Genomic DNA, 14381 nt, shown 5'->3' on the forward strand with positions numbered 1-14381 from the left:
TAAGCAGTCAAACCCGGAATACACTCTTCATGAAAGAATGTCGATACGAGAGGATACCATATGAAAGAGTTTTTAACAAAATTTATTATCCTGTTAGGTTTCTCAGTCGTTTTAATAACACTTGATGTTTTAGCTCAGAGTGCTGTCGTCTCTCTTGACTCAGATGGAAACCTTCTGATTACTGCAGAAATGGACTATGCCGAGCAAACCTTTGATGAATGGTGGGCAGAACCATATGGGAACTCATCAGATCCGGCAGCTAACATCTACAATTGGCTGTATTTTGACATCTACAACGGAAATTTCGAGAACAATTATACATGGTTTACTCTTGATGAACAATCGTTCAGAAATACGTGGCCAAATTTTGACAGTTCACATTCGTATTGGGATAGTTTTCTGAAGCATGCCTACTATTTCGGACTGTATATATTCGGCGACGACACATTTGGCGAAGATTATGCGAACAATACGACGGGAATTGACAGTTTGCAATTCAACGGTGCGAATTCGTATATCGCAGGCAAGTATTATGCGGGAATCAATTCTTCATGGAATGGCACACTGCATTACGATCTTGAGATTCCTTTTGATCCGCCAGTTAACGACCCCTTGGATGGAACGCTGACACAAGGCACAAACACGCCTCGAACAGACCCTGTAATTCATACTATTGAAAGTGGTTATGGAACGGGGAGTTGGATTGTCGGCCCTTCGGGTGTTGTAGATTATGAGTCTGTTGGTCTTGTGAGTGGTTCGTACGAGTTCGTTGGGTACATCAACACCCACGACGATGTGGGCCCTCCAAAGATAAATTACATCTCAGCATGGCAGCCCAACGTGCCGTATGTACGGTTTACGATTGTGGATGAGGATAACCCAATGACTCCGCGAACTACAATTGGTCACTCTACGTCGTATGTGGGCGAAGCCAGCATTGTGACCAATGACACTAAATTCGTCATCGAAAGTGGAGCCCATGTGAAGTTCATCGTCAAGAATGATGCGATCACACTTTCAAGTGGCTTTCATGCAAAACTAGGCAGTAGTTTCAGAACGTATTCAGACGGTGGTTCGACATCTTTGTCTAAGCGTGGTTATAACAACATGCCAGACGCACAGATACATACAGAAGACGCTACGCAAGTTGTTGAACCTGGACTTCTGTCCGTGTATCCGAATCCAACCCGAGGATCTGTTCGTATTGGATATACCATTCTGGATGAAGGTCCCGTATCGATGGTCGTATATGACATATTGGGTAGAGAGATCTCGGTCTTGGCACGTAACCTTGTTCAGTCTGAAGGAGGACATAGTGTAACGTGGAATCTGAACGATGTTCTGGTTAACCGTTCGTCGAGTGGCGTGTACATAGTCAGATTTGTGGCAAATGACCGCGCCAGTACAACCATGTTTACCGTAATACCGTGACTTTCGTCACATGACAACGATATGGCGCCAGTGTAAAATTAGACTGCGCCTTTGCTGGGGAAAATGTGACCTGCTGCCAATTTACGTCTGTCTGTCTCGTTCTATTCGTTGGCATTTGGTCTGATGCTGAAGCACAAGACGTCAGAGATGAAACGGGTGAGTGCCTCCCGGCACTTGGCGCGGATCATTTGTCCGTCGGTAATGTCCGAGCGCTGATAACGAACAATGGAGAGCTGTTCGCGAGCCGAGACACGCTTGGTTATGAGGTGCCGCGTGGCTCAGGGCTTCACTCACTGGGAGGATTGAATCTGTGGATAGGGGGGATAGTCGACGACCAGAAAAGTGCATCAGGGGCGGAACGAGCTGTTCAGACGGCATATGCCGAATTTTGGCCGGGTCCGATTCTTGATGACGAAAATCCACCTTCTAATTGCAACGAGTATGACCGACTATACCGCATCGTTTACAACGATGATATCATCGGACAATTGCACCCGTCCAACGCGGTACTGACCTGGCCCACACATTTGGGTGCTAAGTACGAAAACGTGAACAAGGTTGATGAATATCAGCCACGCGATGGAGACAGACCGCTGGTCTTCGGAGACGAGATGTTGTGGTGGCTCATGAACGACCGGGGTAATTCACATCTGAATACCAGAGGGAGGCCAGTTGGCGTTGAGGTCAGAACCATGGCATATGCCTTCGGCGTGCCCGGTACGGTTGGGAATACAACTTTCTATCGATACGAAATCAAAAACAGGAACAGTGTACCCATAGACAGCATGTTCGTCGGTTGGAAGATAGACGGTATTGATGATCGCGCCAGTGATCCCGACAATTACATGGGCACGGACACGACATTGAGCCTCATGTACATCTACAACAGCGATGCGGATGATATCGCGTATGGCTCTCAGCCACCCGCAATAGGTGTCTTCGTTCTAGAAAACGAGCTGAAGCGTTCATCTGGTGCTGGATACGAAAGGCGCGTTCTGGCACCCGAGTTCACATCTACTATCCCGATCTATCCTCAGATTGGCACGGCAGTGCGAAGTGCTGACGATATGTATACTTGGCTGAATGGGCAGTGGCCAATACTTCGACATTTATCGACTCTCCCATACGATATGCGTGAGGGTGGAGACGGGGGGTATCTACATCCCGTTGATGGTCCATCGGTATCCTTCATGTATCCGGGAGACCCGATAAACGGAAGCTTCTGGTCCATGATGAATACAGACGGTAATGGACACCAGGCTCGCCGTGAATACCCGGTAATGTTGGGTAGCGTCGGCCCCGTCTCGCTCCAGCCGAATGATATCCACGTCGTCACCATCGCGATTGTATGGGCGCAAGGGCAAAACAACTGGGATTCTGTTCGGAAACTTCGCGATGAAGTTGCTTACATACGCAGTATTGCCCCAATACTGACTTCTCCCAGGTCTATTCCAAAATCGACACCTACTGAACCGTCGCTTTCGTTGTCGTTAGGTATTTTTCCCAACCCATTTCGCAGCTCAACCTCCGTTTCCTTTTCCATCCCGACTTCGGCAGACATTGAAATCAGCGTATTCGACGTACTTGGGAGACAGGTCGGATCTGTGGCTGATGGCTTCTTTGAGGTGGGTACGTACACACGGTCATTTGATGCATCCGAGCTGACGCCGGGCGTCTATTATATGCGCTTCAGTATCATCGGCAAGAGCTTCGCGCGCAGCATCGTCGTTATGTAGTGTTCAGCCTCTCATCAATACCGTTTGAAGGTCGCGGGAAGGGAGGAATCTGACGCCGCCTCGTGTTATCTTGGGCGACTGACACACTTCACACACGTGATATGGCTGGTACCTACAAAAACACATCCACTCCGAACGAACGGAAACTGAATTTCTGGGAGAAGCTGTATCTCCCCGAGGTGTTCAAGGGGCTGGGATACTCCTTCCGGAAGATCTACCAGGAGCCCATGTACACCTTCCAGTACCCGGAAGAGCAGTGGTATCCGCCGGACAGCTATCGCGGCCGACCGGTGCTGGTGGAAGAGGAGGGCAAGCCGCGTTGCGTGTCCTGCAACCTGTGTGCCCGCGCCTGCCCGCCGATGGCCATTTCCATGCAATCCGGTGAGATTGACGGCCCGAAGGAACGCGAACCGGCGTGGTTCGAAATCAACATGCTGCGCTGCATCTATTGCGGATTCTGCGAGGAAGTGTGTCCGGAAGAAGCCATTGTGATGTCCAAGGAATACGACCTCACGTTCCAGCACCGGGATGAGGCCATTTTCGGGCTCGACCGCCTGCTGGTCCCCAAGGAGCGCCTGGCCGATCGCCTGGACTACCTGGATCGCCAGCGGAATCCACAGTACGGGTCGGATTGGTCCTACCGCAAGGACAACAACCGGCATTCGCTCCGTGACAGCCCCTTCCTGGGTGCGTTGGCCGCAGACATGCACGCGTCGTGAGGACGGACCGGGACACCATCCTGGACCAGGTGGCGTATTTGATCGATGAACTGACCGCGCAACTCCCCCACCTGGAGCGGCTTCCGGAGGACCGGTTCACGCTCGCCCCGTTCGGCGGCCAGGGCTCCATCCGGGATCGATACGCCGACATGCTCCGCCTGGAACGCGAAGAGCATTTGCCGCACATGGGGGCCGTGCTGCCGACCGACACGCCGGAGGACGACGCATCGACCGTTGCCATTGTGGAGGCGATCGTGGCGCACAGGGAAGCGCTGGTCCAGGTGCTCAGCAGCGCGGACGAATGGGACGAGGCGCGGGCATCGTATCTTCACCAACTGGCCATCCGGGATGCCGAGCGGCTGCGGGATGTGGCCGAGCAATTCTTCGAAATGAGGTCATAGTGGCCAAAGGCAACGCGTGGAAGGAATTGATGACCGCGGTCAAGGCCGGTCGGTTCGAGAATCTGTACCTGTTCCACGGGGAAGAGCGCTGGTTCATCGATACGCTCCAGCGCGCCATCATTGACGCGGCCATTCCGCCCCACGAACGGGATTTCAATTTCGACCTGCTGTACGGCGCTGAAGTCGATGCGCAGCAGGCGCTGTCAGCCTGTCAGGCGTATCCCATGATGGCGGAGCGGCGTCTGGTGGTCATCCGGGACTTCGACCAGATGAAGGACAACACGGTCTTCAAGGTGCTCGCCGAACGTCCGAATCCGGCGGCCATCGTGGTCCTGGTCTGTTCCGGAAAGCCGAACATGTCCCGGCATCCGTACAGGGCGCTCAAGGATGCTGCCCGGGTGGAAGCCTTCAACGCCCTGTGGCCCAACGAGGTACCTCGCTGGATAGAGGTGCTGGCCCGCGAAAAGGGGTATCGCATGGACCCCAAGGCGGTACAGATGCTGGCGGATTCGGTGGGGACCTCGCTGTCGACGGCCGCCGCCGAACTGGACAAGTTGTCGGTGTACGCGGGAGACCGGGAAGTCCTTACGGCCGATGATGTTGTCCAGGCTACCGGTCAGACCCGCGAGTTCAATGTCTTCGAATTGCAACGGGTTGTGGGCGAGGCCTGCTATTCTGACGCACTCCGCATATCGGAACGATTGTTGCAGCAGTCTTCCAATACAAGGGGAGAGTGCGCGAGAATAATCGCGGTACTGTCTTCGTTCTTTCTGAAACTGTGGCAACTGACAGGATTGCAGAAGCAAAGAATCGCTGAAAAAGACATGGCCCGGGCGGTCGGGGTTTCGCCCTACTTCCTCAAGGACTATCTTGGTTCCCTGAGGCAATACGACCAGAATGGCCTTGATCGCGCGATTTCGTCGCTTCTTGCGGCCGACTTCGAGCTCAAGGGCGGCAGCGCCCGCGACGAGCGGACCATCCTCCACGTCATGTTGCGCCGAATGATGATCGGCCGGTAACGCGGACGTTTTGTCAGCATCCAAAGAACCATGAGTACAAAGACTGAACAGGCTGGGACGTTGAAGAAGCGCACACTGAAGGTGAAAGCATCCGATTTCGGACTCGGGGGAAACCTGAATCCGAACAATCGGCATTACGATGCGCTCAGCCAGATGAGTGACGAGGATCTCATGTCGCAGTTCCAGATGGGAACGGTCGAGGCCTTTGACATCCTGGTCGGTCGGTACAAGGATCCGCTGACGAATTACATCTACCGCTTCCTCGGCGACATGAAGGAGTGTGAGGACCTGCTGCAGGAGACCTTCCTGCGCGTGTACCGGAACCGTCACTCCTACCGCCGGATTGCAAAGTTCTCGACGTGGCTGTACACGATTGCGGGCAACCTGGCCCGGTCGGAGTACCGCAAGCGCAAGCGTCGCCGTCTGTATTCCCTGCAGTCCGTGAACCGCGACGACGAGGAATACGAGGTCGAAATCCCGGACGAGACGTTCTCCCCGGACAAGCACGCCGAGAGCACCATCCAGGATTTCTTCATCCAGGAAGCGCTCAAGCAGATCCCCGAGGAATTCCGGGAAGTGGTCGTGCTTCGGGATGTCCAGCAGCTCGCCTACGAAGAGATTGCCGACATCACCGGTCTGCCCATGGGTACGGTCAAGAGCCGGATCAATCGTGGCCGGACGAAACTGCAGAGCCTGCTCAAGGAAGTCTACACGCCGCAGTCGGACGACTGAGGCGGGACAGGTGTTGGCGTTCGGGCCTGAAGGCTCGGGCGAAACCTTGCGCACATATCGTGGTACGGAAATCAGAACACGTACCACGGCCTATGCACGAAGGATACAGCCCTGATTTCCTGGAAGACCCGCTCGACGAACTCATGTGTGAGTACGTGGACGGTACCATGGATCCCGCCGTACGCGCCGCATTCGAGGAGTTCCTGGAAGCCAATCCCGAATTGCTCGAGGAAGCCAAGTGCCTCTGCCAGACGCGCGACATGCTGTGCTCGTACGGTTTCCGAAATACGCAGTCAAGCCAGTGTCAAATGCGCCGGCGCGTCGTTGACGAAATCGGTCGCAAGGATCGGTCCGAGAAAGTGATTGCGGACAGGTTGGCGAATATTGCGCTGGTGACTTCGGCGGTCGGGCTGGTACTGATTTTCGGAATGATGGTCGGGTTGACCAACGATGCCGTGCCGGTCGTGGTCGGAGAGCAGGTGGCGTCGGAAGAGCCGGAAACGCCCGTGGACAGCATGGTTCAGCCGGTCGATGCGCATTTTGGACTGTCGGGCGGTGTTCCGCTTGAATGGAGAATCGACCAATCCCGCACCGGACTGGTTGCCCCGATATCCTCCCTGCCCGTACTTTCCTCGTCTGTCCACATGACCCCGTCCGTGTCGCGGGCCCGATCGGGCTTCCAGACGGCATCGGCCGCGGTTTCGGCTTCGGCCTCGGGGTCCAGGTAGGTCAGACGGCCTTTCAGTTTTTTTCCGGTCTCCACCGAGTCCGGGCCCTTAGCTCAGCGGTTCAGAGCGCTCGCCTCACACGCGAGAGGTCACAGGTTCGAATCCCGTAGGGCCCACAAAAAATCCACCCTTTTCGGGGTGGATTTTTTTTTGGCCCGGAGGGTGAGAACCGTACCCGAGGGAGGTTCAAACGAGCGGGCTGGGCGTCTGGAAGCCGACAGGAGGTTCGTCCTCGACTTCTTCAACAGCCTTCCAGAGGTTATCGGGCCGACACGATCGTCATGACATTGGCCGTGAATTCGGCGTTGCCGGAGGCCTGGATGGAGGAGTTGGACTCCAACGCGGCCTTGGCTTCCGATTCGAACTGCGCCTTGGCGTCAATGATGGCATCCACACTCGAAGACGAATTAACCTGAGCGTTGAACGCGGCCCGGGCATTGCCGAGTGCACCGGAGACGAGGGCCGAGAGGTCGAGACCAAGATTCAACCCACCGTTGACTTCGACGGCCACATCACTGGCGAAATCATCCCAGGCGGCGTTCATTTCCGCCTCGGACTGGGCCGAAAGGAGGGATGCGCGCAGGGCAGCAGCAGAACTGGCCACGGCCGTAGCTCGGGCCGATGCGGTTGCGTGTCCCTGGAAGGCCGATACGACGGCTTCTCCTGTGGCGTCGGCCTCAAGCAGATGAGCCCGCTGACGCAGGGCAAACCGAGCCTGGGCGGAGAGTCCACTGGACAGGGCTTCAAGCGTGATCCGGGCTACCTGACGCGAATGTGCACTCGTTTCAGCGTCCACTCCGGCGTCCGTATGGACGGATGCCATGGACGATTCAAATGCCGCCATGGCATTGGCGCGGGCCTGGGCCGTCGCATCCGCATGCAGGCTGGATTGGAGCTCACCGAATACACGGGCCTTTTCCGACACCATGAGTTCAAGGGTCGCGTCCGACTCGTTGGCCTGGTGACGCATCCAGCGCCCTTCGGCCTCTACGGCTGCACGGATGGCTGCGGCAATCTGGGCGTTCGTGGTCGCGCTGGATTGGAGGTCGGCGGCAGCACGACTGTCCACGAACAGTGCGACGTCGGCTGGCGTGACGGGTTCGTTGTTACCGTCCTGCTGCTTGGCCGCAACATACACATCAGCCTCGGCGGTGGTCTCTGCGTTGATGTTCATGGCCGAGACCGCCCGGGCAGTGCCGTTGGCCGTCGCCAATGTCCGTCCTTCAAAACCGTTTTTGGTGGCGACGACCATCATGACGTCGGCATCGGCCTGGGTCTCCAGGGTATAGGTGCCGTTTTCGTCGGTGGTCGTTTCACCTTCGGAAGGCTGGACAGCACCGCTGTCGTCGATTTCACGGGCCGAAACCTTGGCATTCTCTACGTCGCCCTGTTTGGCGACGGCATTCTCGTCCGTGACCCGGCCCGTGATGACCGTGGTTTCGGAGGAGGAATCAGCCGGATTGGAATCACTGTCGCAACCCGCAAACAGCAGGCCGGCCATCAAGATGGGGGCAAAAAGTATTCTACGCATGGATACACCGTGGGATTGTTCAACAAGTTGTGACCATGTTATCGCACGGGGAGCATGTGGCTCTATCGGCAGAGTCGGAATCCGGCGTCAGACTGCACCGGTTCTGGTGTAGGAATATTCCTACACCGGCCCGAAGAGGTCGTGCTGCATGGCGTACTTGACCAGTTCGGCGTTGGAATCCAGGTGCAGTTTCTCCAGGATGCGCGAGCGGTAGGTGCTCACCGTCTTGACACTCACGTTCAGTTGCTCTCCGATCCGGGTCAGGGAGTGACCGTTCACAATGCCGTGAAGCACATCGAACTCCCGATCGGACAGGGAGGCGTGCAACGGGGTGTCGTTCGGGTCGTCAAGTACGTCGAGCAATTTTTCAGCCAGGGTCGGCGAAATGTACCGCCGGCCGTCCGCTACCCGGGCCACCGCATCCAACAACGTATCCGGAGCCGTGCCCTTGGCGACATATCCCGCCGCGCCCGCCCGCAACACGCGCACGCCGTACTGCTCCTCATCGTGCATGCTGAGGACAAGCACGGGTGTATCCGGATACGCCGAGATGATATGCTCGAGTACCTGGAAGCCCGACATTTCCGGCATGTTCAGGTCCAGGACGACCACGTCAAACCGATCCCGGGCGAGGGCGTCCAGGACCTCCTGGCCTGACCCGGCCTCCGCAATCCGCGCAATCAGGTCCGACTCCAGCAGAATCTGGGCCAGTCCTTTCCGGACGATGGCATGGTCGTCTGCAATCAGGATGTTCATGAGTGGATGACGGGTACGAGGACTTCCACGGTGGTTCCATGGCCGGGGGCTGAATGTACGGTCAATCGACCATTCCATGGGGCAATCCGCTCCCGCATCCCCAACAGTCCCAGCGATTCTCCGGCCCGTCCGTCCTTCTCCCGGATGCCCACACCGTCATCCTTCACGACCAGGACCAGGTTTTCCCCTGGACATGTCAGGCTGACGTCAATGGCGGCGGCTTGGGCATGCCGGGCAATGTTCGTCAGCAGCTCCTGGAATATCCGGAAGATGGCCGTCGTCAATCCGTCAGGCAATTCGCGGGTTTCCATGGCACCGAGTCGAACGGTCAACCCGGACCGCTTGCCGAACTGGCGCGCCTGCCAATCGATGGCGGCCGCCAGTCCAAAATCATCAAGGATGCCCGGCCGCAATTCGTGGGCAATGCGACGGGCCGTTTCGAGCGTCGAAGAAAGGCGGGCATCGATGTCCCCGAGGCGGCCGAGGGCTTCATCTTCCCCGAAATGACGAACCACCCATGCCACGTCGATCTTCAGGGCCGTCAATTCCTGTCCGAGTACGTCGTGGACTTCCCTGGATATCCGGGTCCGTTCGGCTTCCAGCAGGTCGCCCTGGTGGCGACTCAAATTCCGCAGCAACGCTTCGTGTCGCAGGCGCTCCCCTTCGTCGCGCAGGTAGACGATCTGGATATCCCCGTCCGGCTCGGCGATGGCGTTCACGTGGGCGGTGACCGGGTGCATGCTCCCATCGTGCAAGAGGACATCCACACGGCCTTCGGGGAACGCGCGTCGCTCCATCCCATCCGGGCCTTCCGAGCGGAAGTCCGGTGCAAGAAGTCCATGGAGACGTGTTCCGGCGAGCGAAGTTCGGTTGTCCCCGGCGCCCGGACCGAACAGCCGGGTCGCTGCATCATTGGCATCGAAAATGACGCCGTTCCGATCGGCAAGCAGGATGGCGTCCGGGCTCAGCTTGAAGAGCTCACGGAACCGATTCTGGGTGAGCCGCGCCGCGGCCTTCGAGCGTTCAGCCTCCGTGACGTCGTGGCTGGTGCCGAACATGGCTACGGCGTGCCGACCCTCATCCAGGACGACCTCCCCGCGGAGATGGATCATCCGCTCCTCCCCGTTCGGACGCACAATCCGGTGGTTCATATCCAGCGGCTCATGGGTATCCATGCTGCGCGAAATCGCATTCCGGACGGCATCCCTGTCATCCGCATGAATGGCGTCCTGGAAACGATGATAGGAAACCGGCGATCCGGGCTCGAATCCGTACATCCGGCAATGCTCCGCTGACCAATCCAGTCGGTCCGTCCCCACGTCCCATCGCCAACTCCCGATGTGGCCGATGCGTTGGGCCTCGGAAAGCTGGTCCTCCCGGTGCTTGATTTCCGACATGGCGGTCCGGAAGTGGGTCACATCCCGGGAACTCACAATGACTTCCATCGCGCCGGACGTCGTACGTACGGTCGTGGCCCGGCTTTCCAGGATCCGCCAAGATCCGTCGGCATGCCGGAACCGGTATTCCACGGTCACGCGGACGCCTTCACGGTGTCCATACTCCGACAGTTTGGCCAGCAGGCGGCCGCGGTCGTCATCATGGACATGATCGCTGAAGGACCGTCCAATGAGGTCCTCCGGCTTCCAACCCAGTACGGTGGTCAATGAGGGGCTCTCGAATTGAATGATCCCTTCCACGTCCAATACGGTCAAGACGTCCTGCGAATGGTTGATCATCCGTTCGTACCGGGCGGACGGCTCCATCCGGAACCGGCTGCCGGCGGCCCGGGCCGCCAACATGTGCAGTTCACCACGCCGGCTGACATGCGACAGGGGCAACACGTCCAGGCATCCGGACGCAAGCAGGTTGCCCCGGGCCCGCACGGAGGGCAAATGATCATCCGAGTGGATCCATGCGACCGCGCGATGCGGGAGATTCTCCGTCAGCAGGGTCAATGCCCGCTCGCCTCCATCATCCGTGGCAACGAGCACCACATGCGCATCGGACAGGTGCGGTACGGACCCGGGCTCGGCGATTTCCACCCGTTGGAACGCATCGTGCAGCAGCCGGACCACGTCCATTTCCGGGGTCTCGACCGAGACCCAAATCGCCGATTGCGTTTTCATTTCATCCGGAGTGCGCATCGCATATATTTCATGAACCCAATACCCCCCTGTCATGATCGGAAAAACTGTCGCCCAATACCAGATCCAGGAGCAATTGGGCTCCGGAGGCATGGGCGTCGTCTACAAAGCGGTGGACACGAAGCTCGGCCGGACGGTCGCGTTGAAGTTCCTCCCGGTCTCGTTCCATTCCGACGAAAAGGCCAAAGAGCGATTCATGCAGGAAGCGCGCGCAGCGTCGAGCCTGGACGATCCGCATATCTGTACCATCCACGATATCGCCGAGACGGATGACGGGAAGTTGTTCATCGTCATGGCGTTCTACGACGGCCAGACGCTCAAATACCTGTTGGAGGAGCACCCGCCCTCGATTGCAGAGGCCTGTGGTATGGTGCGCCAGGTTGCCAAGGGACTGACGGCAGCGCACGAAGCGGGTATCGTGCACCGGGACATCAAGCCCGCCAACATCATGGTGACCGAGAAGGGGCTGGTCAAGGTCCTCGACTTCGGCGTGGCGAAGTTGAGCGGGCTGTCCGATCTGACGCAGGCCGGCTCGACCATGGGCACGGCGTCCTACATGAGCCCCGAGCAGGTGCGCGCGGAAACCATCACCGCGCAATCGGACATCTGGTCCATGGGGGTCATCCTGTACGAACTGCTCGCCGGGAAGCGTCCGTTTTCCGGGGGATACGAAGCGGCGATCACCTATTCCATCCTGAATGAAGCGCCCGATGCGTTGCCCGATCGGGTGCCCGCCGAACTCAAGGAAATCGTAACGCGCTGTCTTGCGAAGTCCCCATCGGACCGTTTCGTCTCGGCGCGGGAGCTGGCCGATGCGTTGACCCCGTTTGCCGACCCGACGCTCGTGCAGACCGTAGAGCGGCCGGCGGTCCAGGCGGCGGCTTCACGTGGAGTGGGTACGGGTGTTCCAGGCGCAGACCCGGAACGGGCGGTGCGTCAGGCAGCCATCAAATTCAGCATTTTTGCCACCGTGGGGCTGTTGGCGGTCTATATGGCCATGCTGGCGTTCGGTCTGCCGGACTGGGTTCTTCCGCTCGGGGTCGTGCTCATGCTGGCCGGCCTCCCCATCGTGCTCTATGCGGCATCGCTGGAGCGGAAACGGGCGGTGTTGAACTCGGGAGAGCGGGCCCGCCTGTCCGGCCTCAGCGCATGGCTGACCACGCGTCGGGCCTTCCAGGGGGGGCTCCTGGCCCTCGGTGCGCTTGGCTTCATGGCAGGCGGTTATCTGGGCTTGCGTGCGGCAGGCGTGGGGCCGTTCGCCACCCTCATCAGTTCGGGCGCCCTCACCGCCCAGGATGTCATCCTGGTGGCGCATTTTGACAACAGTACGGACGACCCTTCATTGAGCACCACCGTGACGGAAGCGCTCCGGATAGACCTGTCGCAGTCGGGTGCCTTTCGACTGATGGACCGGTCCGCCATCCAGGACGGGCTCATCCGTATGCAGGTGAATCCGGATACGGTGCTCACGTCCAGTCTGGCCAGGGTGCTGGCCGAGCGGGAGGGCGTCAAGGCGGTAATCGAGGGGGATATCAACCGGGCCGGTGCGGGGTACATCCTGAATACCCGGATCGTGTCGTCGTCCGATGGTCGTCAGCTGGCGGCATTCCGGGAAAACGCCAATTCCGATGCCGACGTCCTTGGGGCCATAGATCGGGCCTCGGCGCGGCTGCGCGAGGAAATCGGCGAATCCATCACATCCATCCGCAGCAGCCAGCCCCTGGAGCAGGTCACGACCAGCAACACGGAGGCGCTCAGGCTGTACACGGAGTCCGAACGCTTGGCCGATACCGGTGCTTTTCCCCAGGCCCGGGACATGATGCAACGGGTGGTCCGCATGGACCCGGACTTCGCGATGGCGTACCGGAAACTGGCCGTGTTGAATGCCAACGCGGGAGGACCGCAGGATTCCACGCGGGCGTGGATATCACGGGGGTATGCGCTTCGCGAGAATCTGCCCATGCGCGAGCGGTTGCTTACGGAGGCGTACTACTATTCAATCGTGGAAGATGATGACGACAAGGAGGCAGCAGCCTATGAGGAGGTCCTTCGCCGGTACCCGTACGATGAGACCGCGCTGAACAATTTGTCCATCATTTACAACGACGACTCCCGTCATGCTGAAGCCGAAGAGCTCATCCGGCGGGCGTTGACGGTGCGGGACGGGTCGACGTTCCGCAGCAATCTGGTCCGTGCGCTTGCCGGGCAGCAACGTTTCGATGAGGTCAGAACCGAACTGGAGGCCTACGACCGTGCGTTTCCCGGACTGACCCGCGTGGCTTTGGAGCAGGTCTACCTGGCCTTCGCGGAGGATGACATCGAGCAGGCGTACGCGTGGGCGGACAGTATGGAAGATCGGGCTGTGTCCACCGGTGATCAGTGGCAGCATGCTCGTTTCATGGACAATCTGCTTTTGGCGCAGGGCCGGATCCGGGAAGCGAGCGCCTATCGGGCCCAATCGGATGCGTTTGAGCGCTCGAATTGGAGGACCTTGCCCGCTGCGGAAGCCGCTGTCCGGGACCTCGGGATCCGTGTACGCGGGCACTGGGATACCGCTATTATGACCGGCAATACGCGGGAATTGGACGCCGCCATCGACTCGCTCATGACGCTGGACGCGCGGGCGAGCTGGGACCGGGCGAATGTGTTTCGTCTCTTTCCGGCGGCGGGGGCGCTCGCCATGACCGGCCGGTACGAACGCGCGCTCACGGTGCTGGACACCATGCAACAGCGGGCAGATCAGGTCGGTGAGGAAATGTTTCCTTTTGGTGACATGCTTCGTGCGTTGTCAGACGGTATGCTGGGAAACCGGCCCGCGGCGCAAGCGGTAGAGGACATCCGAGCGGCCGAGAAGAAACTGGGATGCCAGGATTGTGGAGGAGCCTTCCGGGCCATGCTTCATGAAAAGGCCGGAGACCTGGAAGCCGCCGCCGCCAGTTTGGAAGCCTATACGTCGGGTCAGAACTATTTGGCATTGGAATTTGACGAGGGCCAGACAGCCCTTGCCCTCTTCCGCCTTGGATCCGTGAATGAAGAGCTGGGCCGTCTGGACGAGGCCATTTCTGCCTATGAGCGGATGGCGGACCGTTGGAGTCAGGCCGATCCCGAGCTGCAGTCCCAGGTGGCCGAGGCGCGGCGGCGCATCCAGACCCTGCTTGACCGGAAAGCGCGCGAGGGTTCTTGA

11 protein-coding genes and 1 tRNA gene are annotated in these 14381 nt (G+C 58.6%); 9 read left to right on the forward strand and 3 right to left on the reverse strand.

Features of this window, described 5'->3' with window-relative positions:
• The first annotated feature begins 60 nt into the window (after positions 1–60).
• From RIE53_13785 to RIE53_13820, 8 genes are all read left to right on the forward strand, one after another.
• Positions 61–1431, forward strand: a complete 1371-nt coding sequence (locus tag RIE53_13785) for a T9SS type A sorting domain-containing protein (GenBank protein ID MEQ9105756.1) — start codon at positions 61–63, stop codon at positions 1429–1431.
• A 302-nt stretch (positions 1432–1733) separates the two neighbouring features.
• Positions 1734–3167 carry a T9SS type A sorting domain-containing protein gene (locus RIE53_13790; protein MEQ9105757.1) on the forward strand — a complete coding sequence of 478 codons (1434 nt, stop codon included), beginning with the start codon at positions 1734–1736 and terminating at the stop codon, positions 3165–3167.
• 101 nt (positions 3168–3268) lie between these two features.
• On the forward strand, positions 3269–3886 hold the full coding sequence (locus RIE53_13795) for an NADH-quinone oxidoreductase subunit I (protein ID MEQ9105758.1): 618 nt from the start codon (positions 3269–3271) through the stop codon (positions 3884–3886).
• Positions 3883–4287 (forward strand): hypothetical protein, encoded by a 405-nt coding sequence (locus RIE53_13800; protein MEQ9105759.1) that lies wholly within the window; start codon positions 3883–3885, stop codon positions 4285–4287. The genes RIE53_13795 and RIE53_13800 overlap by 4 nt, the downstream gene beginning before the upstream one ends.
• Entirely contained in the window at positions 4287–5306 is a 1020-nt protein-coding gene (gene holA, locus RIE53_13805; protein MEQ9105760.1) for a DNA polymerase III subunit delta, read from the forward strand. The genes RIE53_13800 and holA overlap by 1 nt, the downstream gene beginning before the upstream one ends.
• 30 nt (positions 5307–5336) lie before the next feature.
• The gene (locus RIE53_13810; protein MEQ9105761.1) at positions 5337–6038 is read left to right on the forward strand and encodes a sigma-70 family RNA polymerase sigma factor; all 702 of its coding nucleotides are present in this window, start codon (positions 5337–5339) and stop codon (positions 6036–6038) included.
• 92 nt (positions 6039–6130) lie between these two features.
• Positions 6131–6766 carry a hypothetical protein gene (locus RIE53_13815; protein MEQ9105762.1) on the forward strand — a complete coding sequence of 212 codons (636 nt, stop codon included), beginning with the start codon at positions 6131–6133 and terminating at the stop codon, positions 6764–6766.
• A 42-nt stretch (positions 6767–6808) separates the two neighbouring features.
• A tRNA-Val gene (locus RIE53_13820) sits at positions 6809–6882 on the forward strand.
• Between the two features lie 143 nt (positions 6883–7025).
• Here the strand turns inward: RIE53_13820 and RIE53_13825 are convergent.
• The 3 genes from RIE53_13825 to RIE53_13835 all read right to left on the reverse strand — a co-directional run bounded on the left by RIE53_13825 (position 7026) and on the right by RIE53_13835 (position 11179).
• A complete protein-coding gene (locus tag RIE53_13825) occupies positions 7026–8297 on the reverse strand; it encodes a carboxypeptidase-like regulatory domain-containing protein (GenBank protein ID MEQ9105763.1) in 1272 nt (423 codons plus the stop codon).
• 120 nt (positions 8298–8417) lie between these two features.
• Positions 8418–9053 carry a response regulator transcription factor gene (locus tag RIE53_13830; protein MEQ9105764.1) on the reverse strand — a complete coding sequence of 212 codons (636 nt, stop codon included), beginning with the start codon at positions 9051–9053 and terminating at the stop codon, positions 8418–8420.
• The gene (locus tag RIE53_13835; protein ID MEQ9105765.1) at positions 9050–11179 is read right to left on the reverse strand and encodes a PAS domain S-box protein; all 2130 of its coding nucleotides are present in this window, start codon (positions 11177–11179) and stop codon (positions 9050–9052) included. Before RIE53_13835 ends, RIE53_13830 begins: the two co-directional genes overlap by 4 nt.
• Before the next feature lie 52 nt (positions 11180–11231).
• Here RIE53_13835 and RIE53_13840 point away from each other — a divergent pair, with 52 nt between their 5' ends.
• Positions 11232–14381 (forward strand): protein kinase, encoded by a 3150-nt coding sequence (locus RIE53_13840; GenBank protein ID MEQ9105766.1) that lies wholly within the window; start codon positions 11232–11234, stop codon positions 14379–14381.

The organism is Rhodothermales bacterium (assembly GCA_040221055.1).
GTDB lineage: Bacteria > Bacteroidota > Rhodothermia > Rhodothermales > UBA10348 > 1-14-0-65-60-17.